25 protein-coding genes are annotated in these 21,141 nt (G+C 60.4%); 19 read left to right on the top strand and 6 right to left on the bottom strand.

The genetic code is table 11. The features are described from left to right. Positions 1-123: 123 nt before the first annotated feature. The 8 genes from VWY75_RS16685 to VWY75_RS16650 all read left to right on the top strand — a co-directional run bounded on the left by VWY75_RS16685 (position 124) and on the right by VWY75_RS16650 (position 8,498). Complete coding sequence (locus VWY75_RS16685; protein ID WP_416538711.1) at positions 124-1,677, top strand: hypothetical protein; 1,554 nt, start codon at positions 124-126, stop codon at positions 1,675-1,677. Between the two features lie 106 nt (positions 1,678-1,783). Beyond that, positions 1,784-2,686: a DMT family transporter gene (locus VWY75_RS16680; protein ID WP_416538710.1), complete on the top strand. Its 903-nt coding sequence runs from the start codon at positions 1,784-1,786 to the stop codon at positions 2,684-2,686. Positions 2,687-2,792: 106 nt separating this feature from the next. Then, entirely contained in the window at positions 2,793-3,917 is a 1,125-nt protein-coding gene (locus VWY75_RS16675; RefSeq protein ID WP_416538709.1) for an OmpP1/FadL family transporter, read from the top strand. 200 nt (positions 3,918-4,117) lie between these two features. Next, positions 4,118-4,981 carry an ATPase gene (locus VWY75_RS16670; protein ID WP_416538708.1) on the top strand — a complete coding sequence of 288 codons (864 nt, stop codon included), beginning with the start codon at positions 4,118-4,120 and terminating at the stop codon, positions 4,979-4,981. Positions 4,982-5,046: 65 nt separating this feature from the next. Next, complete coding sequence (gene metA / locus VWY75_RS16665) at positions 5,047-5,964, top strand: homoserine O-acetyltransferase MetA (protein WP_340545472.1); 918 nt, start codon at positions 5,047-5,049, stop codon at positions 5,962-5,964. After that, entirely contained in the window at positions 5,954-6,958 is a 1,005-nt protein-coding gene (locus VWY75_RS16660) for an alpha/beta fold hydrolase (protein ID WP_416538707.1), read from the top strand. The genes metA and VWY75_RS16660 overlap by 11 nt, the downstream gene beginning before the upstream one ends. Before the next feature lie 60 nt (positions 6,959-7,018). Further along, the gene (gene ppk2, locus VWY75_RS16655) at positions 7,019-7,888 is read left to right on the top strand and encodes a polyphosphate kinase 2 (RefSeq protein ID WP_416538706.1); all 870 of its coding nucleotides are present in this window, start codon (positions 7,019-7,021) and stop codon (positions 7,886-7,888) included. After that, on the top strand, positions 7,881-8,498 hold the full coding sequence (locus VWY75_RS16650) for a TetR/AcrR family transcriptional regulator (RefSeq protein ID WP_340545469.1): 618 nt from the start codon (positions 7,881-7,883) through the stop codon (positions 8,496-8,498). The genes ppk2 and VWY75_RS16650 overlap by 8 nt, the downstream gene beginning before the upstream one ends. A gap of 101 nt (positions 8,499-8,599) precedes the next feature. On the opposite strand, the gene rpsI is transcribed toward VWY75_RS16650, so the two are convergent. Next, positions 8,600-9,085, bottom strand: coding sequence for a 30S ribosomal protein S9 (gene rpsI, locus VWY75_RS16645; RefSeq protein ID WP_416536010.1), 486 nt, complete (start codon positions 9,083-9,085; stop codon positions 8,600-8,602). Between the two features lie 5 nt (positions 9,086-9,090). Next, on the bottom strand, positions 9,091-9,549 hold the full coding sequence (gene rplM, locus VWY75_RS16640) for a 50S ribosomal protein L13 (RefSeq protein ID WP_260101830.1): 459 nt from the start codon (positions 9,547-9,549) through the stop codon (positions 9,091-9,093). Positions 9,550-9,845: 296 nt separating this feature from the next. Between rplM and VWY75_RS16635 the strand changes: the two genes are divergently transcribed. Then, complete coding sequence (locus VWY75_RS16635; RefSeq protein ID WP_340545468.1) at positions 9,846-10,370, top strand: hypothetical protein; 525 nt, start codon at positions 9,846-9,848, stop codon at positions 10,368-10,370. A gap of 96 nt (positions 10,371-10,466) precedes the next feature. On the opposite strand, the gene VWY75_RS16630 is transcribed toward VWY75_RS16635, so the two are convergent. Further along, a complete protein-coding gene (locus VWY75_RS16630; RefSeq protein ID WP_416538705.1) occupies positions 10,467-11,882 on the bottom strand; it encodes a PLP-dependent aminotransferase family protein in 1,416 nt (471 codons plus the stop codon). 91 nt (positions 11,883-11,973) lie between these two features. Between VWY75_RS16630 and VWY75_RS16625 the strand changes: the two genes are divergently transcribed. The 5 genes from VWY75_RS16625 (at position 11,974) to asd (ending at position 15,127) form a co-directional block, all read left to right on the top strand. Continuing rightward, the gene (locus tag VWY75_RS16625) at positions 11,974-12,207 is read left to right on the top strand and encodes a DUF1127 domain-containing protein (RefSeq protein ID WP_340545466.1); all 234 of its coding nucleotides are present in this window, start codon (positions 11,974-11,976) and stop codon (positions 12,205-12,207) included. A 212-nt stretch (positions 12,208-12,419) separates the two neighbouring features. Continuing rightward, positions 12,420-12,941 carry an adenosylmethionine decarboxylase gene (gene speD / locus VWY75_RS16620; RefSeq protein WP_340545465.1) on the top strand — a complete coding sequence of 174 codons (522 nt, stop codon included), beginning with the start codon at positions 12,420-12,422 and terminating at the stop codon, positions 12,939-12,941. Next, positions 12,938-13,792: a polyamine aminopropyltransferase gene (gene speE / locus VWY75_RS16615; RefSeq protein WP_416536014.1), complete on the top strand. Its 855-nt coding sequence runs from the start codon at positions 12,938-12,940 to the stop codon at positions 13,790-13,792. Before speD ends, speE begins: the two co-directional genes overlap by 4 nt. Positions 13,793-13,894: 102 nt before the next feature. Continuing rightward, entirely contained in the window at positions 13,895-14,131 is a 237-nt protein-coding gene (locus VWY75_RS16610; RefSeq protein WP_260090384.1) for a hypothetical protein, read from the top strand. Between the two features lie 105 nt (positions 14,132-14,236). After that, positions 14,237-15,127 (top strand): archaetidylserine decarboxylase, encoded by an 891-nt coding sequence (asd, locus tag VWY75_RS16605; RefSeq protein ID WP_416538704.1) that lies wholly within the window; start codon positions 14,237-14,239, stop codon positions 15,125-15,127. Positions 15,128-15,130: 3 nt separating this feature from the next. Here the strand turns inward: asd and VWY75_RS16600 are convergent, their stop codons facing one another. Next, on the bottom strand, positions 15,131-15,553 hold the full coding sequence (locus VWY75_RS16600; protein ID WP_416538703.1) for a PaaI family thioesterase: 423 nt from the start codon (positions 15,551-15,553) through the stop codon (positions 15,131-15,133). 128 nt (positions 15,554-15,681) lie between these two features. Between VWY75_RS16600 and VWY75_RS16595 the strand changes: the two genes are divergently transcribed. The 4 genes from VWY75_RS16595 to gluQRS all read left to right on the top strand — a co-directional run bounded on the left by VWY75_RS16595 (position 15,682) and on the right by gluQRS (position 19,699). Further along, entirely contained in the window at positions 15,682-16,470 is a 789-nt protein-coding gene (locus tag VWY75_RS16595; RefSeq protein WP_340545461.1) for an enoyl-CoA hydratase, read from the top strand. 365 nt (positions 16,471-16,835) lie between these two features. Further along, the gene (trmFO, locus tag VWY75_RS16590; RefSeq protein WP_416538702.1) at positions 16,836-18,179 is read left to right on the top strand and encodes a methylenetetrahydrofolate--tRNA-(uracil(54)-C(5))-methyltransferase (FADH(2)-oxidizing) TrmFO; all 1,344 of its coding nucleotides are present in this window, start codon (positions 16,836-16,838) and stop codon (positions 18,177-18,179) included. A 33-nt stretch (positions 18,180-18,212) separates the two neighbouring features. After that, complete coding sequence (locus VWY75_RS16585) at positions 18,213-18,827, top strand: class I SAM-dependent DNA methyltransferase (protein ID WP_416536019.1); 615 nt, start codon at positions 18,213-18,215, stop codon at positions 18,825-18,827. Further along, entirely contained in the window at positions 18,824-19,699 is an 876-nt protein-coding gene (gluQRS, locus tag VWY75_RS16580) for a tRNA glutamyl-Q(34) synthetase GluQRS (protein WP_416538701.1), read from the top strand. Before VWY75_RS16585 ends, gluQRS begins: the two co-directional genes overlap by 4 nt. Positions 19,700-19,756: 57 nt before the next feature. Here the strand turns inward: gluQRS and hisI are convergent, their stop codons facing one another. Beyond that, positions 19,757-20,134 (bottom strand): phosphoribosyl-AMP cyclohydrolase, encoded by a 378-nt coding sequence (hisI, locus tag VWY75_RS16575; RefSeq protein WP_416538700.1) that lies wholly within the window; start codon positions 20,132-20,134, stop codon positions 19,757-19,759. A gap of 59 nt (positions 20,135-20,193) precedes the next feature. Between hisI and VWY75_RS16570 the strand changes: the two genes are divergently transcribed. Next, positions 20,194-20,646, top strand: coding sequence for an iron-sulfur cluster assembly scaffold protein (locus VWY75_RS16570; protein ID WP_416538699.1), 453 nt, complete (start codon positions 20,194-20,196; stop codon positions 20,644-20,646). Between the two features lie 368 nt (positions 20,647-21,014). On the opposite strand, the gene VWY75_RS16565 is transcribed toward VWY75_RS16570, so the two are convergent. After that, positions 21,015-21,137: a hypothetical protein gene (locus VWY75_RS16565; protein ID WP_024097384.1), complete on the bottom strand. Its 123-nt coding sequence runs from the start codon at positions 21,135-21,137 to the stop codon at positions 21,015-21,017. Positions 21,138-21,141: the final 4 nt, after the last annotated feature.

Here is a 21,141-nt window from a genome sequence, read left to right as displayed (position 1 = left end):
AACTGGCCGGGGTTTTTCTTTTATAGAAAGCCCTGAATTTATTCTACTTTCACTGATGTCTTAACAGTTTCAAAAACTCTATTTGCGAGGTTTCAGTGAAGTTCTATTGGGAGAATCTCTGGAATGATTATCTGCCATCCGCTCAAACTGATTTTCATTAAGACCAAGAAGGTTGCTGGAACCTCGTTTGAAATCGCACTGTCCAGCTATTGTGATGAAAGCAGCATCATCACACCAATCAGCCCAAAGGATGAAGAGAGGCGGAGGGCGTTGGGCTATCCCGGCCCTCAGAACCATCAGACCCAGACTTGGCCGGATGGAAACGGGGGCACGCAGGTTTTCTTCGATCACATGACCGCCGGACAGATCCGCGCCGCAGTTCCTCAGGATATCTGGGAGACCTATACCAAAGTAACGATCCGGCGCGATCCCTACGATGCCATGGTTTCCCGCTACTACAACGAGGCGATGGATCAGAGAGATGTTCCGCTCGATATCTTTGTCCGACGCTACCGCAGCCTGTTGAGCGAAAACCGCCGTATTGCACCACTGGATGGTTCGAATTCCGCAGATGTCGTGCTGCGCTATGAGCATCTTGAGGAGGATATAAATGCGCTCGATATCGACGGGCTTTGGGAGCGGTTTTCGAACCTGAACGCCAAGGCGCCGATGCCTGCGAAAACTGGCGCTGATGCGGCCAGACTCTTTACAGCCCACCCGGAGGCGGCGGACGTGATCGAGGTCGAGGCCGTCGGTGAAATTTCCCGGTTCGGCTACACTCGCCCGGCACTGGCTGCCGCAGTCCCAACTCTTGCCACGCCGGTGTCAGAAAACGCTCAACAATGCTTAAAGCCTGAATTCATCTTCACCCTCTCTGCCGGACGTACGGGCACCGCATGGCTTGCGAAATTTCTGGGTGAGAACCTGAATATCCCGTCGGTGCATGAGCCGCTTGGCGCGAATGACTATGGCATTCGTATGCCCAGTATTGGACACATGCGTGGGTTCAATACCTACGGGATGAACGCGAATGTCTGCGACTTCTGGGAGGGCAAACTGGGCAACCTGCAAGCCCCCTATGCGGAAAGCAACCATACATTGGGCAAATGCGGGTTGATTGAGGCGCTGGTGGAACACGGTTTAGCGCCGCGAACCCGCGTGATCATCCTGCGCCGCAACCTTGGCAAACAAATCGCAAGCTATGTGAACCGTAATGATTTTTGCAATATTACAATACCTTGGCAATGGTACCTGCATCCGACCTACAATCACAAGATCCTCGACCCCGCGCCGTTCGAGCAAATGGGCGAAATCGGCATGGCGATCTGGTATGCGCTGGAGATGGAAGTGCGCTACGCCTACTACAAACAACTCTACGGCGACCAACTTCACTTTATCGAAACCACGCTGGAGCAGGCCACGACGCCGGATGGCGCTCGAAACCTGCTGCAAGAGCTGGGCCACACCACAGGACCGATCCTGCCGCAGAAGGTCAATGCGTCGCCACAAGGCAGCGCCACGACCAATGCGCTGGTTGAGGAAATCGAGACGCTGCTGTCACGGTTGGGGTTTGATGCCGACACGATAGCGAAGGAGTATATCGAGCGCGGGAACCGGCTGGACCTCCCCTCACTGCCCCACGCGGCAATGCTCAAGCAGACGGTTGCCGCCGAATAGACGCCTGTTCTGCGCGGCCCGGCCCCGCGACCGCAGCCGCGCAGAGATGACTTGACCCGCCTGCTAAATTAGCCCTTCTTCGTGACCAACGGGCAAAGGGGCGGCCATGGCGCAGGGTGAGTTAAGAATAGGCACGGCTGCGCTCTGGATGGTCGGGGCGATTGTCTCGTTTTCCTCGATGGCCATCGCTGGCCGCGAAGCCGGGTTGAGCCTCGACACCTTTGAGATCATGACCTATCGCAGCGCCGTCGGGATGGTTATTGTTGTCATCTGTCTGACCGCCACCGGCAGCTGGGGCCAGGTGCGGCGCGATCGGCTGGGCCTGCATCTGATCCGCAATGCCGCCCATTTCACCGGACAGAACCTGTGGTTCCTTGCGGTAACGCTGATCCCGCTTGCACAGGTTTTTGCGCTGGAGTTCACCTCGCCGCTCTGGGTGCTGCTGCTGTCACCGCTGCTGCTGGGCGAGCGGCTGACGAGGCCTCGCGTATTGGCCGCCGCGCTAGGCTTTGTCGGCATTTTGATCGTGGCCCGCCCCAGCCCGGAGACGCTGAGCCTTGGCGTTTTTGCGGCAGCTGCCTCAGCCATCTTCTTTGCGCTGACCATCCTCTTCACCAAAAGGCTGACCCGGCACGAGCCCATCAGCTCCATCCTGCTCTGGCTCACGCTGCTGCAACTCGGCATGGGGCTGGTGATATCGGGGTGGGACGGGCAGATCACTCTCCCAAATGCCGCAACGGCACTTTGGCTGCTGATTATCGGCTGCGCCGGGCTTGCGGCGCATTTCTGCATGACCAAGGCGCTCTCCATTGCCCCGGCCACCGTTGTGGTGCCGATTGATTTCGCCCGACTACCCACCATCGCCGTGGCCGGAATGTTGATTTACGGTGAAGCGCTTAACCTCTGGGTACTGATCGGGGCTGCGGTCATTTTCTGCGCAAACTACATCAATATTCTGGATGCCGCCGGACGGTTCCGCGCGCCCCGCCGACACGGTCATTCTGCCTGATTTTCTTGCCGTTGATTGCCTTTGCGTCAACATTGACCGAAAAAATCCCCCTTGCTAGCTTTCCTCAATGTAAAACCAGGCGCCCAAGTCTGGACAGGGAGGAACAATGAAACGCTATCTTGCAACGTCAGCAGCGCTGGCGCTGGCTTCCGGCTCCGCTATGGCCAGCGGTCTTGATCGGACCGGCCAGCCGATTGGCATCATCTTCGAAGAAGGCACTTACGCCGAGTTTTCCATCGCGACGACCTCGGCGGATGTCTCGGGCAATGATCTGACCACCCTCAATCCTTTCGGATCTGCGACGGGCGATGTCGGTGATCGCTTCAACATGTTCGGTGCCGGTTACAAGCGGGACATCAACGAACAGCTGTCCTTCGCAGTGATCTTCGATCAACCCTGGGGTGTAGACATTGCCTACCCGGTTGGGAGTTCGCTGTTGTTGGGCGGCACTACCGCCGAGGCAAATTCAAACGCTGTAACCGCACTGCTGCGCTACCGGTTCAATGAGAACTTCAGCGTCCACGGCGGCATCCGCTATCAGGAAATTGATGGTGAGATCAATCTGGCCGGCGGAGCCTACGCCAGCATCGGGAGCCAGTATAATGTACGGGTGAACAAGGATGGTGCATTTGGCTGGGTTGTTGGCCTGGCTTATGAGGTCCCTGAAATCGCTCTCCGCGCAGCGCTGACCTATAGCTCCGAAATCGAACATGATTTCAGCCTGAATGAAACATTCGCCACCGGTGCCTCGGCCGGAACTTCGACGAAGACCAAAACCCCGCAGTCCGTCAACCTGGACTTGCAGACTGGTATTGCCAAAGACACGCTTTTGTTCGGCAACATTCGCTGGGCTGAACACAGCGTTACGAACCTCGTCGTGCCAGGCCTCAGCAGTCAGGCGGGTCGCTCCGTCGACCTGATCGATCTGGACGATTCCTTCACCTACACGATCGGCGTCGGACGCAAATTCAACGAAAACTGGTCTGGCTCGCTCGCGTTTGTCTATGAGGATGCGGATGGCGACAATCGGGTCTCCCCACTTGCACCAACGCAGGGAATGAAGGCCATTCGCCTAGGTGTGCAGTATCAGCAGGACAAGATGAAAATCTCTGCCGGTATCCGCTATACCGAATTGGGCGATGCCTTTGCCTCGCCAGGCGGTACACCTGTTGCATACTTTCAGGACAACACTGCTGTAAGCTTTGGCCTGAAGGTCGGCTATAGCTTCTGATCCTGACGTAGACCTGCGTGCGCCACAGGCAGCGCTGGAACAAAGACAGGTACAGGACCAGTTCTCCCCCGCATCCTATGGTGCGGGGGTTTTGCGTGGTCCATCGCCAGCCGCCGCACCCAGGTCCTCCAGCGCTGCCGATTGACCCGCAGGCCCGGGGCGATTAGCAAGGCAAGGAACCAGAAGGGACCGGATTTCACATGCTCTATTCGTCTGCCGAAGATTGGCGCAATGCGGCGCATAAGCGGGTTTTGTTCTTTGGCATGTCCGGACTGGGCAAGACCTATATCAGCAATATTCTGCGTGGCGCGGGCAGCTGGTTCCACTACTCGATCGATTATCGGATCGGCACCCGATACATGGGCGAATATATCGCCGACAACGCCAAGGCAGAGGCGATGAAAGTGCCGTTTCTGCGCGATCTGCTGCTGTCGGATTCGATCTATATCGGCTCTAATATCAGCTTTGAAAACCTGACACCCGTTGCCTCCTATCTGGGCAAGCCCGGCAATCCGGCCAAGGGCGGGCTGGCAATGGCGGAATATACCCGCCGCCAGGACCAGTTTCGCACCGCGGAACTGAACGCGCTGCGCGATACCGGTTATTTCATCGACCGGGCCGAGCGGCTCTATGACTATCCGAATTTCATCTGCGACACCGGCGGCAGCATCTGCGAATGGGTCGATGCCAATGATGCAAGCGATCCGCTGCTGAGCGAGCTTGCTAAACACACGCTGATGGTCTGGATCAAAGGGGACGACGCCCATACCCAGGAGCTGATCCGCCGGTTTGATCGCGCCCCCAAGCCCATGGCCTATGAACCGGCTTTCCTCGCCCGCGTCTGGCAAGAGTATCTAAAGGAAAACCACCTATCTGAAAACGAGGTGGACCCTGACAGCTTCATCCGCTGGACCTATGCCCAGGCGCTGGCCCATCGCCAGCCCCGCTATGCCGCCATGGCAAAGAACTGGGGCGTGACGGTCACGGCGGATCAGATTTCGGGCATCCGCAACGAGGCCGATTTCACAGATGTGATTGCGGGCGCTCTTGAGGCGCGCGGCTAGGCCTTCTACATCACAGCGCCAAGACTCTGTCCAGAACGGGCGGAGCATAGACCAAAGGACACGACATGCCGATCAAGATCCCTTCTGACCTGCCCGCCTATGACGTTCTCACGAACGAAGGCGTGATGGTCATGTCGCCGGATCAGGCGGCCCGTCAGGATATCCGTCCGCTGCGCATCGGCCTGCTCAACCTGATGCCGAAGAAGATCCAGACCGAGAACCAGTTTGCCCGGCTTATCGGCGCCACACCTTTGCAGATCGAGCTGTCCCTGATCCGCATGACCGAACATCAGACCCGCAACACCGCCGCAGAGCATATGGCGGAGTTCTACCGGCCGTTCCAGGAGATCAAGGACGAGCGTTTTGACGGTCTGATCATCACCGGCGCGCCGATCGAACATCTCGAGTTCGAGGATGTCACCTATTGGGATGAGCTGTGTGAGGTCTTTGACTGGACCCAGACCAATGTGCATTCCACCTTTGGTGTCTGCTGGGGCGGCATGGCGATGATCAACTATTTCCACGGGGTGAAGAAACACCTCTTGGATCACAAGGTCTTTGGCTGTTTCCGGCATCAGAACCTTGATCCCGCATCCCCCTATCTGCGGGGGTTTTCCGATGACTGCGTCATTCCCGTGTCGCGCTGGACCGAAATCCGCCAATCCGAAATTGATGCCCGACCCGGCCTGCGCAGCCTGCTGGGCAGCCCCGATGCCGGCCCCTGCCTCATCGAGGATCCCAGCCACCGTGCGCTCTATATCTTCAACCATTTCGAGTACGACAGCGATACGCTGAAGCAGGAATATGATCGCGATATCGCCAGCGGCACGCCGATCAATATTCCGATGAACTACTACCCGGACGACGATCCCAGCCGCAAACCGCAGAACCGCTGGCGCAGCCACGCGCATCTTCTTTATGGCAACTGGATCAATGACATCTACCAGTCCACCCCGTTTGATATGGCGCAGATTGGGCGTTAAGCGCGTGCTGACAGCCGGTCTAATTCTGGCGCTTGCAGCTGGCGGGACGCTGTGGCGGGCCAAGGCTCGCGAGGCGGACGCCATCGCCGCCTATCCGCCGCTCGGCAGCTTTGTCACGGTTGATGGCCAGCAGCTGCACCTGCTTGATCTGGGGCAGCCGACACCCCGGCCCGACGGGCTGCCTGCGGATGCGGCAGCGCCGGATCTGGTGTTGATCCACGGCGCCAGCGGGCACATCCGCGATATGACCTTCCGGCTGGCCCCGGCCCTCAGCAGCCGCTTCCGGGTGATCATCGTGGATCGCCCCGGGCTGGGCTATAGCGATCCCACCGGTGGCGCGCAGGCGTCCCTCAGCAAGCAGGCCGCCATCATTCGCCAAGCGGTTGCCGCTCTGGGTGCAGAGCATCCCATCGTGCTGGGCCAGAGCTATGGCGGCGGTGTCGCCCTCGCCTGGGCGCTGGATGCGCCCGACAGCCTCTCGGCGCTGGTCACGGTCGGCGCGGTCTCCCATCCTTGGCGGACGCCGCTCAGCACCTTTTACAAGGTCACTTCCTCGCCGCTGGGCCAGCGGCTGGCGGTGCCGCTGCTGACCGCCTATGTGCCCGAAAGCACCATTCGCGACACCCTGACCGAGGTCTTTGCGCCGCAGGCCGTGCCAGCGGGGTATTTCGAACATTTCGGCCCGGGGTTGACCCTGCGCCGCTCCGCGCTGCGGGCCAATGCCCGCCAGCGGGCCGACCTTCTGGCCGAAATCAGAGCGATGGCCCCCCGTTACGGCGATCTCAGCCTGCCCATTGAGGCGGTTCATGGCAGCGCCGACACCACGGTGGGGCTGGATCTGCACGCGCGCCAGCTGGAGCGCGATGTCCCCTCGCTGAACCTCACGGTGCTGGATGGCGTCGGCCATATGCCACATCAGGTGGCCACCGATGCGGTTGTGGCGGCAGTAGACCGGGCGGCGGCGCGGGCAGCTACGGCACGGAATTTGCGTTAAAACGATTCACATTTCGCCGCAAAGCCCCATATAAGGGACAGAAGACAGAAGGAATTTTCTATGCCCCTGCCCTTTGACGGCGCAATCAGCGCGTTCTACGAGACCAAGGCCCCAGAGGAAATCCGCGCCGCGATCAAAGCTTCGCAGAAGGATGATCTGCTGGATCCGGGCTTTCCCTATCACACGCGGATGAGCCGCAAGCGCTATGAGAAAGAGATGGCGCGGCTTCAGATCGAACTGGTCAAGATGCAGTCTTGGGTGCGTGAGACCGGGGCACGGGTCGCCATTCTCTTTGAAGGGCGCGACGCCGCTGGCAAGGGCGGCACCATCAAACGGTTTCGCGAAAACCTGAACCCGCGCGGGGCGCGGATCGTGGCGCTGTCAAAACCCAGCGAGCGGGAACAGACCCAGTGGTATTTCCAGCGCTATATCACCCATCTGCCCGCCGCAGGTGAGATCGTCTTCTTTGATCGCAGCTGGTACAATCGCGGCGTGGTCGAGCCGGTCTTCGGCTTTTGCACCGACGGTCAGCGCGAACGGTTCTTCGATCAGGTCAACGGCTTTGAGGAGGCGCTGGTCGAGGACGGGATTCAGCTGTTCAAGATCTGGCTCAACGTCGGACGCGCCGAACAGCTGCGGCGGTTCCTCTCGCGCGAGACCGATCCGCTGAAGCAGTGGAAACTCAGCCCGATCGACGTCAAAGGTCTGAGCCTCTGGCAGGAATACTCCACCGCCATTACGGATACGCTGACACGTAGTCACACCGAGCACGCCCCCTGGACCATCGTGCGCTCCGACGACAAGCGCCGGGCCCGGCTGGCCGCCATTCGCCGGGTGCTGCACTCCGTCGATTACACCAACAAGGATGCCAAAGCGCTTGGCGATCTGGATGATTCCATCAGTGGCGGACCGGATCTCTGGGATGCCTAAGCGGGGGTATCACCACGGCAACCTGCGCCAGGCGCTGGTCGAAGCCGCACTGAAGCTGATCGAGGCCAAGGGCCCCACCGGCTTTACCCTGTCGGAGGCGGCCAAACAGGCCGGCGTCACCCCGGCCGCGGTCTATCGTCACTTCAACGGGCGCGAGGATCTGATCGCCGAGGCAGGCCGTCAGGGCTATGTGATGTTTGCCGATCTGATGCAGCACGCCTATGACAAATATCAACCTTCGGCCCTGGCAGCGTTTGAAGCGACGGGCCGGGCCTATCTCGCCTTTGCGCGCAAACATCCAGGCCATTACATCGCGATGTTCGAAAGCGGGATCTCCGTCAACCGTACGCCTGAGCTGGCCGAGGCCGCCAACCGCGCCCGCGCCATTCTGGAACGCGCCGCCGCAGATCTGAGCAAACATATCCCGGCCGAAAAACGCCCGCCCGCCTCGATGTTCTCGGCGCATGTTCTGGCGATGAGCCATGGCGTGGTGGAGCTCTATGCCCGGAACTCTCCCGGTGCGGCCTCCCCCTTCCCGCCCGAGGATCTGCTGGAGAGCGGCATCGGCATCTACCTGCGCGGGCTGGGCCTGATCGAACCGGACAGCTAAGACTGACCGCTACGCAGGCTCAGGCAGCATTCGAACAATCCACACAAAGAAAAGGCCGCAGATTGCTCTGCGGCCTTTTCCAAATCCATGTGATCCAGCGATTAACGCTTGGAGAACTGGAACGAACGACGCGCTTTGCGGCGGCCGAATTTCTTACGCTCGACAACACGGCTGTCGCGGGTCAGGAAGCCTGCGGCTTTCAACGCGCCACGCAGCGACGGATCGTACAGCTGCAGTGCTTTGGAGATGCCGTGCTTGACCGCGCCGGCCTGACCGGAGAGGCCACCGCCCTTGACGGTTGCGTAGACGTCGAATTCGCCTTCGACACCGGCAACCTGGAACGGCTGGCGCAGGATCATCTGCAGCACGGGGCGTGCAAAATATGCGTTCAGCTCTTTACCGTTGACGGAGACCTTGCCGGAACCCGGCTTGATCCAAACGCGGGCAACCGCGTCTTTCCGCTTACCGGTGGCATAGGCACGGCCCAGCTCGTCGCGAACGGGTTCGCGCACGATGGTTTCTTCGGCTACGGTTTCTACGCCTGCAACGGCGCCGAGCTCTTCGAGAGTGTTGATCTGATCAGCCATCGGTCTCAGCTCCGGGTGTTTTTCTTGTTCATGGATTTGACATCCAGAACCTCGGGGGACTGGGCTTCATGCGGGTGCTCGGCACTTGCATAGATGCGCAGGTTGGTCATCTGCTGACGCGACAGACGGTTGCCGGGCAGCATCCGCTTGACGGCCTGATAGACAACGCGCTCGGGGTGGGCACCGTCCAGGATTTCCTGTTTGGTGCGGGATTTGATACCACCGGGGTGGCCGGTGTGCCAGTAGAAGTGCTCTTCGCGCTTCTTGCCGGTCATCTGGATCTTGTCAGCGTTGATCACGATGACATTGTCGCCCATATCCATGTGAGGAGTGAAGGACGGCTTGTGCTTACCACGCAGGCGCATGGCGACGATCGAGGCAAGACGGCCCAGCACCACGCCTTCGGCGTCGATGATGATCCACTTCTTCTCGATGTCTGCCGGTGTAGCAGAGAAGGTTTTCATAGCAGGTCAATCCTGTTTGACGTGAAGGGCACCCCCAAAACGGCGCGCCCGAATTCGATGGACGGGGTTTACGGCAGGCCTGCGCATAGGTCAACACCCTGAAATCAGATTAAAATGTTTAAAAACAGCATCTTACAAAATAGGTATTATAATACCCCATATTTGAACACCCTCGGATACGCTCCTGCCCCGATCCAGACCGCATCTGTCGTCGCGGAACAGGTCGGGGCGCCTTTTCAGTCGGTGTTTCACACGCTAAAGCTGCAACGGAAAGAGAAATTATAGGATCCTACTACATGTTTCGAAAACTTGCTCTGGTTGGCGCCCTGCCGCTGGCCCTTGGTGCCTGCATGCAAAACGCCGAAGTCACCGCTCCCCCGGTAACGGTCGCGCTCAAGAATCAAGGCTCAACAGCGCCGCGCGTTCAGGGCTACAAAGAGCTGACCTTCCGCACGCACGTCGTGCTGGACAAGGAAAAGATGAAGGCGACAGGCGGTCAACCCAGCAGCGCCAACATGCGCGAAGTTGTTGGCGCCCGGTGCACCGTCGAAAGCGCCGAATTCAAGGCGACATTCATCACCCCGGCTCTCGTCAACGTTCCGGTGCTCAAACGCCGTCCGACCCCGGCCTATGTGCAATGCGACGCGGGCCAACAATCCGGCCAGACCACGCTTAAACCTGAGCTGAACGGCACAGTGGTTGGCGGGGCCTCGGCAGCAGGTCTTCTGGCCGCTGCCATCACCGCTGGCATCGCTGCTGGTCGCGACAACTGGTCTTTTATCGGGAACCACACCTCGGGCGTGTCGATCCTGGTAGAATAAGCACCCCGGTCGATCACCGCTTACATATAAGGGGGGCCTGAGTGTTCAGGTCCCCTTTTCCTTTGCAATACAGCCCGCCCCGAGCCGGGCAACAGTTCAGACGCTGATCTGCTCCGGTGGGTTGTCGAGCAGTGCGCGCAGCCGCAGCATTGCCTCCTCAAACCGTTTGGGCGTGACGTGGCCGTTCACCGCGATCCGCACCGCATTGGGCGCGCGGCCGTCGCGCAGGGCGAATTCATCGGCCGAGCGGATCTGAACCCCCTGCGCCTCTGCCGCGCGGGTGAACGCGGCCGAACGCCAGCCCGATGGCAGCCTTAACCACAGGAAGGGCACGCTGTCCGACCAGACAAGTTCAAAACTGCCCAGAGCGTTGACGGCAATGCGGACGTATTTGGCCATCTCCTTGCGGACATCGCGCACCAGCTGCGGCGTGCGGGGGTCGGACAGCAGGATACGGGTCAGCTCCGCCAGTGGCTGTGCGATTCCGAAATAACTGTATTCCGCCGTGCGCCGCAGATCGGCGCCACGCCCCTTGGGGGCGAGTGCGAACCCCACGCGCAGCGCCGGTGTTATCGTCTTGGAAAATGAGGTGACATGCCAACCCAGCTCAGGAGCAAGCACGCGGTAGCTTGGCGCACGCGCCTCCCCCATCCGGTAGCAGTCATCTTCTATGATCTGAACCTCGTGGCGCCGGGCGATCTCGACAATCTCCTTGCGACGCTCCAGCGGCGTATAAAGCCCGGTCGGATTATGCACCTCCGGGCTGGTGCATAGAACGGTGGCGCCTGTCTTGCGAATGGCGAGTTCCAGTGAATCCGGCAGGATGCCCTTGTCATCCATCGCCACCCCCACAACCCGGGCGCGCGCCAGCTCTGCGGCGCGCCGAAACCCAGCATATGAGAGATCTTCGACCAGAATCGTCGGCTGCGGCCCCTCAAGCACGGTTTGCAGCACCGTCAGGATGCCGTTCTGCCCGCCGTGGGTCAGCACGACGTCATTCTGATGCACATTGCCCAGCAGCTCATCCGAGAGCCAATCGGCAACCACCTCGCGTACCGGTTCATAGGCATCGCGTGTGGGGTAGTTCAGGAATTGCAGCGGATCGCCCTGGGACACTTTCACCATCGCCTCGCGCAATGCCGCAACCTGACCAACATCCGCGAGGCGGGGACTGAACAGGCTGACGTGGCCGGGATTAGTGGCCTCCAGCAGATGCAGCTGCCGCGACCAGACATCATCCAGCACCTTGGTTTCCGGTTCCGCCACAAAAGTCCCGCGCCCGACTTCCGCCTGCAACAGCCCGTCATCGGTCAGGAGCGAATAGGCCCGCGCCACCGTGCCGGGGGTGATCTTCAGCTGATAGGCCAGCTCCCGCACCGGCGGCAGCTTTGTACCGATACAAAGTGTGCCATCTTCAACCGCCGCCCGGATGGTATCAGCCACCCGTTGATATTTCGGCCCGGATCGCCCGGAAAGATCAGTCGGCAGCTCGTTTGGCCAAATTGTACCCATTACAATCCTTTCTTGGACAAGATGTCGCGCAAATTGTACCCATTGATTGTGATATAAACACAGGATTGTATCAATACAATAGGAAACTGCCATGACACAGAACGCAACACCCTCTTCGCCCGACATGATCTATCTTTCCAGCCGCCCCACCCTGCCGGTGCTGGCTGAGATCGCGGTCTCCTTTGCGGTTCTGGTCACCAAATGGACCGTGCGTCAGCGCACGCGACAGGCATTGCGTCAACTGCCGCCGGAACTGCTCAAAGATGTTGGGCTGACCCGCGAAGACGCCGAGTATCAAGGGACTCTTCCGTTCTGGCGCCCATGATCCCCGGGCAACGGAACCACCTGATGACCGGGGCTTGCCCCGGTCTTTTTTATGGCACGATGGTGTTCATTTTACAAAAAACCCCTTGATCGAATCCCGCCCCCACAATAGATGCCCCCTCACTTTCGGTACCGATCCCAACCCCGGACTCTTATCCGGGGGGGCGCTAAGGGCCGGCTGGATTGTCATCTACTGGAACGAAGGGGAGTGTCATGACGGACGCCAACCTCTTCCAACTGGGGATCGGTCTGGAGACAGGCGCCCAAGAGGAAGATACCGCCCGCAGTGCAACCACTGCGATCGTAAACTCACTTGTGGATTCGGATCGCGAAGACCATTTCATCCGTCGGGATGGAAAGGTATTTGCCGGAACCCATCTCATTATCGAGGTCATGAACGGCAGCGGTCTGGATTGCGAAACCCGCATTCAGAACGCCTTCCGCAAATGTGTCGAGGTCTGCGGCGCGACGCTGCTGCACATCCATACGCATAAATTCTCGCCGCAAGGCGTCTCCGGCGTGGCCGTTCTGGCCGAAAGCCATATCTCCGTCCACACCTGGCCCGAGATCGGCTATGGCGCCTTTGACGTCTTCATGTGCGGCGATGCCGAGCCCTGGAAAGCGGTTGATGTGCTGAAAGAGGCCTTCGACACGCCGACGGTTGCGGTGCGCGAACTGCTGCGCGGCGAGGAGTTCCTGGCAAAGGGCATCCTGACCAAGGAAGTGGCGGCATGAGTGATCACACCTGGATCACCGAAGGCCTGCACGCCCACTACGCCCAGCGTTTGCGCGTCGATGAGATGCTCTATGACAGCAACACCGAGCACCAGCGTCTGAAGGTGTTTCAGAACGGCCAGTTTGGCCGCGTTCTGACGCTGGACGACGTGGTGCAGACCACCGAAGGCGATAACTTCATCTACCACGAGATGCTGACCCACGTGCCGATTCTGGCCCATGGCAATGCAAAACGGGTGCTGATCATCGGTGGCGGCGATGGCGGCATGGCGCGCGAAGCGCTGCGCCACCCATCGGTCGAGCATGTCACCATGGTTGAAATCGACGGCGGTGTGGTGGAATTCTCCAAAGAATACCTGCCGATGCTGAGCGATGGCGCCTTTGATGATGCCCGCCTCAATCTGGTGATCAACGATGGTGCGCTCTTCATGAAAGAGAACACCGAGAAATTCGATGTGATCATCGTCGATTCCACCGACCCGATCGGCCCCGGCGAGGTACTGTTCACCGATACTTTCTATGGCCACGCAGCCCGTTCGCTGACTGAGGATGGCATCATCGTGACGCAGAATGGCGTGCCCTTCATGCAGGGCGATGAGCTGACCGGCACCCTGCGGGCGTTTCAGGCGCTGTTTGCCGATGCCTCCTGCTATCTGGCGACCGTGCCGACCTATGCGGGTGGCCCGATGGCGTTTGGCTGGGGCAGCCATTCGGACAAGGCGCGCAGCGTGAGCCTTGCGGATCTGGAGGCACGTTTTGCCGCCGCGGGGATCGACACCGGCTATTACAACCCGGAGGTTCACAAGGCCGCATTCGCCTTGCCGAACTATGTGAAAAAGCTTTTCCCGTAAGGGGCAGGCATCTGGGGGCTTCGGCCCCCTTTTTCGTTGCGCTGACTTTGCGCTTGCAGCCCGTGCCCTGCCCGGCAGACACTGTTCGCAAGAGAGGTACATATGGCTCATATCAATAAGGTCATCAAATCGGTCAACCTGGACGGTGAGCTGATCTGCACAGATATTTTCCAGCGGCCGGACGGAAGTTATGGCTTTGACGAGTTCCGGCGCGACCCCGAGGACGGGCGCGGCTGGTACAGCATCGGCCACTACGGCGGACAGGTGTTCGCAGACGCAAAAGCTGCGATTGCCGCAGCCAAAACGCAAATTCACTGGCTGCACGATAAGATTGACTAAAGAACACGACCGAGTGGCGATGGTCCTTAATCCCCCTTGGCCCCTTGGCGTGACTGCTGCTTCTTGCTAGGCGCGGCGGGAGCGAAACAAAATCTGGCAGGCCCCATGCAGCGCGACCCTATCCTAGTTGTTGACCGCGACACCGGAGACACCTTTGAAGAGGTCGTTCTGGGTGAAAAATGGATCCGCTGGGCCTATCAGAACGCCAGCGCAAAACCGGTGGAAAAACTGTTGTTCCGCTCCGCCCTGATCAGCCGCCTGATGGGAGCATGGTTTGATTCGTCCCTCTCCAGAGGGAAGATCCAGACCGTGGTCGACGATCTTGCCATCGACATGAGCGAGGCGACGGAACCGACGGAAAACTATGCAACTTTCAACGCCTTCTTTGCCCGCCACCTGAGGCCGGAGGCACGCCCCTACAGCGACGATCCCAGCGAAATCGTCAGCCCCGCCGATGGTCGGGTGCTGGTCTTTCCCGAGCTGGCGGAGGATGTCTTTGTCCCCGTAAAGGGGCATCCGATGTCGGTGCGGACCATGCTGCCCGGTATTTCTGACCGCTTTGTTGGTGGCGCGTTGGCCATCGTCCGGCTCTGTCCTGCGGATTACCACCGCTACCACTTCCCGGCCGCCGGTCGCATCACCGCCGCGCAGGATATTCCGGGCGCGCTGCATTCGGTGAACCCCATCGCGCTTGGCGCCGGACCGGATGTCTTTGGCGAGAACAAACGCAGCTGGACCCTGATCGACACAGACACCATTGGCAGCTACGCCTTTGTCGAGGTCGGCGCCTTTGGCGTTGGCTCCATCGTCAACACCCGCACCTCGGGCGCGGTGCAGAAGATGGACGAAAAGGGGTATTTCAAATTCGGAGGCTCCACCGTTGTGGTGGTGTTCGAACCGGGCCGCGTGCAGTTCAGTGACGATCTGGTCACCAATAGCGCCAGGGGCCGCGAAACCCTGGTAAAAGTTGGCCAGCCGCTGGCCACTGCGCGCTAGGTCCTACCGGTCTGGCGGGATGGCATAGGTCATGGTGGAGCGGGCCACCGGACGCGGATCCCCTTCGGAGAACAACAGCACATCGCCCACCGCCAGCTGGCGTCCCAGTTTCAGCAGCTTGCCTTCGGCAATCAGGGGCGTGCCGCCTGCCGGTTTGCGCATGAAGTCGAACGAGGCATTGGTGGTCACCGCCAGCGCCTTGCGCCCCAGCCGCGACAGCACCAGCGCATAGATGGTGACATCGGCCAGACCAAACATCGACGGTCCTGAAACGGTCCCACCGGGGCGCAGGTGACGTTCATCCACCAGAAGCCGCATCGTGATCCCGTCCTCATCCAGCCGGTCAATCACAAAATCATTGGCCACCTCTGCAAACACCTCATGCAGATAAGCTCCCAACCCTGCGGCATCAAACGCCAAGCCCATGCTGTCTCTCTCCCTCACTGTTGCCGGTTCCCTGCGAGCCGATGTCGCATGGGGTGGCGGCGCAATACCGGTTCCCCCCTAAGTGCAACATGTTCTAACGTTGGCCTTAATCCGGGGAGGGACACAAGATGACAATTTTGGAACGTCACGACAGCAACGGCATCGCCACGCTCCATCTCAACGCGCCCGAGCGGCTGAATGCGCTGTCGGACGGGATGCTGGCCGCACTTCAGGGGCAGATCGACAGCCTGCGCGACGACGACGAAACCCGCGTCGTCATCCTCGCCGGACGGGGCAAGGCGTTCTGCGCGGGCCATGATCTGCGTGAAATGACAGCCGGGCGGCAGGCCGAGGATGGCGGACAGGCCTATTTCGCCGATCTCTTTGCCCGCTGCACCGAGGTGATGCTGGGCCTGCAACAGATCCCGCAGCCGGTAATCGCACAAGTCCACGGTATTGCCACCGCAGCCGGCTGCCAGCTGGTGGCCTCCTGCGATATGGCCGTCGCCGCCGAGGGCACACGCTTTGGCGTCAATGGCGTCAATATCGGCCTGTTCTGCTCCACTCCCATGGTGGCGCTGACCCGGAATATCTCGCGCAAACATGCCTTTGAAATGCTGACCACCGGCGATTTCATTGACGCCACCCGCGCCGAGGAGCTGGGGCTGATCAACCGCATCGCCGCAGCTGAGGATCTGACCGAGACCACAAATGCCCTCGCCCAAACCGTGGCAAGCAAACTCGGCGCCGCCGTCAAGATCGGCAAACGCGCGTTTTACGACCAGCTTCAGCTGCCCACGGCCGATGCCTATGCCCACACCGGCGCCGTCATGGTCGAAAACCTGATGCTGCGGGATACCGTCGAAGGTATTGATGCCTTTCTGGAAAAACGCGACCCGGACTGGAAAAATCGCTGATCTGCTCAAAAAATCTAAAAGACATCGAAAATTTTAGTCTTTGTTTACGATTGGTGATTTATTGTTTCCATGTCAGGTCTTTCAAACAAGGCAAGATCATGGCAAAGATTGGGCAGGGCTTGTGAGACATGGTCACGAACCCCAGCACAATTAGGGTCGCTGATGCGGACCGTCCCTCCACCGGGTCTCTCCCCCGGCCAGACAGTTCCCCAGCGACCCCAATACCCCTCCCGCTCAGACCAGTCGACATTTCCACTGCTTGCAACAGGCTCACTTGGCCCAAAAGCACCAGTTTTTCGTGCCGATCTGCACAAGCCGCACCGCGCAATATTGCGTGACGGCCCCAGCTGCCCTATGTGGCGGGCATGACAAAAACATTGCATATCGTGGGCGGCGGCATGGCCGGCTCAGAGGCCGCATGGCAGGCCGCACATATGGGCGTAGAGGTGGTGATCCACGAAATGCGCCCAAAGGTGGAAACCTTTGCCCATCAGACCGGCAATCTGGGCGAGATGGTCTGCTCCAACTCTTTCCGCTCAGACGATGACGAGCAGAACGCCGTGGGCCTCCTGCATTGGGAGATGCGCGCAGCCAACGGGCTGATCATGTCCACCGCCGAACAACACCGCCTGCCCGCCGGCGGCGCATTGGCGGTGGACCGCGAGCCTTTTGCCGAAACCGTCACCGCGCGGCTGAAAGCGCTGCCGAATGTCGCCGTTTCTTATGAGGAAATCACCGAGCTGCCCGCCGATGGCCACTGGATCTTTGCCACCGGCCCGCTGACTTCGCCTGAACTCGGCAAGGCCATTCAACGTGAGACCGGCGCCGAGGCGCTGGCCTTCTTCGACGCCATCGCCCCGATCATCTACGCCGACAGCATCGACATGTCGCAGGCCTGGATGCAGTCGCGCTACGACAAGGGTGAGACCGAAGAAGAGCGCACCGCCTACCTCAACTGTCCGATGGACAAGGATCAGTATGAAGCGTTCATCGACGCGCTGCTGGCCGCCGACAAGACCGAATTCCACGAGGGTGAGACCGCAGGCTATTTCGATGGCTGCCTGCCGATCGAGGTGATGGCCGAACGCGGCCGTGAAACCCTGCGCCATGGCCCGATGAAACCGGTGGGGCTGACCAACCCGCACCAGCCGGAGGTCAAGGCGCACGCGGTGGTCCAGCTGCGGCGCGACAATGCGCTGGGAACGCTGTTCAACATCGTCGGCTTCCAGACCAAGATGAAATACGGCGCCCAGACAGAGGTGCTGCGGATGATTCCGGGGCTGGAAAACGCCAGCTTTGCCCGCCTCGGCGGCATCCATCGCAACACATTCCTGAACTCCCCCACCCTGCTCGACGCGCAGATGCGGCTGAAATCAAAACCGCACCTGCGGTTTGCCGGCCAGATCACCGGGGTCGAAGGCTATGTGGAAAGCGCCGCCATGGGCCTGCTGGCCGGCCGTATGGCCGCTGCAGAAATCCTTGGTCAGGAGCTGCCAGAGGTGCCGCAGGACAGCGCCATGGGCGCGCTGATCCATCACATCACCGGCGGCGCCGAGGCCAAGACCTTCCAGCCGATGAATGTGAACTTCGGCCTGTTCCGCCCGGTCGATGGTCTCAAAGGCGGCCGCCGTGGCCGCAAGGACCGCTACAAGGCCTATACCGACCGGGCCAAAGCCGCGTGGCAGGACTGGCTTGGCAACTTTTCCTAGACGCTTCGGGCGGCGAAGGCATAAACTGTCGTCATGAGCAAAAAGTTCCTCGACAAATCCTATGACCTGGAAACACCGGAAGCGACCCTGGCGCATTACGACCAATGGGCCGCTTCCTACGATGCTGAAATCGCCGAGAACGGTTACGCGACGCCGGGACGGATTGCCCTGGCGCTGGCGAAATTCCAATCGGACATGAGCGAACCCGTTCTGGATTTTGGCTGCGGCACCGGCCTGTCAGGTCTGGCGCTGCGCCTCCAGGGGTTTGAAACCGTCGACGGGATGGAGCCCTCCGCCCGGATGCTGGAGCAGGCCCGTGCCAAAGACGCCTACCGCCAACTGACGCAGATCGACGCCGCCGACCGCCAGCCGATCCCCAAGGGCGCTTATCGTCTGATCACCGGCTGTGGCGTTCTGGGCACCGGTGCCGCTCCGCCTGCGGTCTTCGACAGCATCCTGCACGCCCTGCCGCGCGGCGGCCTCTTTGCCTTTTCCTACAATGATCACGCACTGGAGGATCCCGCCTATACCGGCAAGCTCAACGAATGGCTGGATTGTTCGGCGGCACGGCTGCTGTTTCGGGAACACGGTGACCACCTGCCCGGAATCAACCTGAAGTCCACCGTTTATGTGATTGAGAAAGCGTGACATTCGCAACCCGATTTGCGCCATCCCCAACTGGACCACTGCACCTCGGCCACGCCTATTCGGCGCTTCTGGCACATGATATGGCGCGGGCAGCGGAGGGCATTTTCCTGCTGCGCATCGAAGATATCGACCAATCCCGCTCCCGGCCCAGCTGGGAGGCGCAGATCTATGACGACCTGCATTGGCTCGGCCTCCGCTGGCCGCAACCGGTGATGCGCCAGTCCGAACGGCTGCCACGCTATCGCGCTGCGCTGGATCAGCTTGCGGCAATGGGGCTCACCTATCCCTGCCGCTGCAACCGCGCCGATATCGAGGCCGCCGCAGGCGCGCCGCAAGAAGGCGTACCGCAATTCGGCCCCGACGGGCGCATCTATCCGGGCAGCTGCCGCAGCCGCGCAATGGCCGACGCCGCACCACAGGACGTGATACGGCTCAAGATGGCAAAAGCGCTGGATGCGGCCAGCCTGCGCAGCTTCTCGGAAACCGGCCTATCCCATCAGGGCCGGCATCGGCTGAACCCCGATCAGCTGCTCACCGCGGTCGGCGATATTATCCTCGTCCGCCGCGGCATGGGCAGCGCCTACCACCTCTCCGTAGTGGTCGATGATGCCGATCAACAGATCACCCATGTCGTGCGTGGAGAGGATCTGTTCGAGGCTACGCAGATCCACGTGCTGCTCCAGGCACTGCTCGGCCTGCCGACACCCATCTACCACCACCACGGGCTGATCCGCGACGATCAGGGCAAGCGACTTGCCAAGCGCGACGATGCCCGTGCCCTCGCCAAATACCGCGCCGAAGGCATCAGCCCGTCGCAGATCCGCGCCATGGTCGGCTGCGCTGCGGTGCCCGAACAGACATCTTCTGGCTAGAAATATCCCCGCCGGAGGCACGGCCCGCACCGGGCCGTCCCCTTCAGCCGGTTTCTGTCAGACCATCGGCGCCATCAGCTCGACCTCCTCGCCATCGCGAAGGGCCGTATAAAAACAGCTGCGCCGGTTGGTGTGGCAGGCAGGCCCGGTCTGACGCACCACCGCCAGCAGGCAATCGCGATCGCAATCCACGCGCAGATCGACCAGTTCCTGCACATGTCCCGAGCTTTCGCCCTTGACCCAGAATGCCTGCCGCGACCGCGACCAATAGGTGACTCGGCCACTGTCCAGCGTCTGTCTCACCGCATCGGCATTCATCCAGGCCATCATCAGGACCTCGCCGCTGCCCTCCTGCTGCGCGATGCAGGGGATCAACCCGGCCTCATTGTACTTTAGGCTAAGAGGATCAAACGACATGGCAAAAACCTTTTGCATCTGGAGACTGGCTCCCTATGTATTGGGAACAGCACGTAAGGGAAAGCCCGAGGTATCCGATGTCCGGCGAGACTGATCTGATAAAACTCTACTCCGCACGGATCCTGGCCCTGGCCGCCGATATCCCGCATCTGGATCGTCTCGACGCCCCGGATGTTACGGTTAAAAAACGCTCGCCCCTGTGCGGCTCGACCGTGACCGTCGATCTTCGGATCGAGGATGGCGCGATTGTCGGATTTGGTCAGGACGTCAAAGCCTGTGCGCTTGGCCAGGCCTCGGCAGCGGTTGTCGGCGAGGTCGTCCTGGGTCGCACCCTGCCCGAGGTTGAGCGGGCCCGCCAGCAGCTGAAGGCCATGCTGACCGAAGATGGCCCGGTTCCGGACGCGCCGTTTGACGGGTTTGAAGTCCTGATCCCCGCCCGCGAGTTCAAGAACCGCCACGCCTCGATCATGCTGGCGCTCGATGCCACCTATGAGGCTATGCAGACCCATCAGGAACAGAGCTGCGCCTGATGGCCGCCTGCCGATCCAGCGTTACAAGTTCAACACGTTGGATCAGTCGCTCACGCCAATAAAGCAGATCCGCAGTCATGATCCAAGACCGCCATCTCAGCCGCCGATTGACATGCCCGTCTCACCAGCGCCCGTGACGACAGCCAGAACAACCCCTCCAAAAGGGCCACATGAAAAAACCGCCGCACACCTGACAGGTGGCGGCGGCAGTATGCTCTCTCATGCGGGACCCGAACGGGGCCTGTTGACCTGAGGCAGGTCGGCCAGACCGGCAGGCAAACCGGGCAGGCTTGGGACAGGCGGCCCCGTCCGGCATAAAGAGTGCGATCAGGAAATCTCAAAAACTCAAGGCTGGTCGCCCGGCGTCATCACAGCAGACCCGGCAGGTGCAACCCCGCGACCAGCATCACAACCAGTGCCGCCGCGCCAATGGCGTCTTGCAACAGTGTCGATTGGGCATTCTGAACAGTCGTCTTGATTTGGGTCATCATGGTG

This window comes from Phaeobacter sp. JH20_08 (assembly GCF_048056635.1).
Lineage (GTDB): Bacteria > Pseudomonadota > Alphaproteobacteria > Rhodobacterales > Rhodobacteraceae > Phaeobacter > Phaeobacter bryozoorum.
This window is presented reverse-complemented; position numbering and strand designations above follow the sequence as displayed.